Here is a 639-nt window from a genome sequence, read left to right as displayed (position 1 = left end):
CGCCACGCCTGCGCGGGGTCCAGGGCGACCGGGGCGCCGGGCTCGCCGTGCTGCTCGCGCAGCGTCGTGGCGAGGCGGTCGGCGGCCTGCTCGTCGTCCGCGAGGTGCAGGACCGGGCGCGGGGACAGCAACGGCGGCGTGCCGAGCTGCTCGGGCAGCGCAGCGAACCGCGGCCCGGAGGCGTCGATCAGCGCGCGGAACGGGCCGGAGCCGTGACCGGGGATGTAGGTGGCGGCCGAGCGGGCGGTGGAGTGGACCGGCAGGTCCTGCTCGGCCTCGGTCAGCACGACGCGGGCGTGCGCGGCCAGCTCCCACGCGACCGACACCCCGGCGATGCCGCCGCCGACCACCAGCACGTCCGCCGTCTCCATGCCCGCGACGATAGGTCGGCGGTCCCGGGGAAAACCGGTGGCCCCGGCCGGGCGGTCGTCGTAGCGTCGCCGCCATGCTGATCCGGTTCCTCTGAGCGGCCCGCGGAGTCGACCTCCGCGCCCTCCGCCGCCGGCCCGTGACGTCCACCGGGCCCGGAACCGTCGCCGCCCTCGTGCGGCCCTTCCGGCGTCCCCGCGTGTGTCACCAGCCCTCCGCACCCGGTCCGAGTCCGATCCGATGCTCCGAGGAGGTCGTATGCCCACGACC

General features: G+C 77.0%; 1 protein-coding gene. It reads right to left on the bottom strand.

Going from position 1 to position 639, the window contains the following annotated elements:
• Positions 1-371 (bottom strand): FAD-dependent oxidoreductase (locus GTW08_RS13240; protein WP_161151986.1); only part of this gene is annotated, 371 nt, incomplete at its 3' end.
• Positions 372-639 lie beyond the last annotated feature (268 nt).

The sequence above is a fragment of the Pseudonocardia sp. SID8383 genome (assembly GCF_009864975.1).
Lineage (GTDB): Bacteria > Actinomycetota > Actinomycetes > Mycobacteriales > Pseudonocardiaceae > Pseudonocardia > Pseudonocardia alni.
This window is presented reverse-complemented; position numbering and strand designations above follow the sequence as displayed.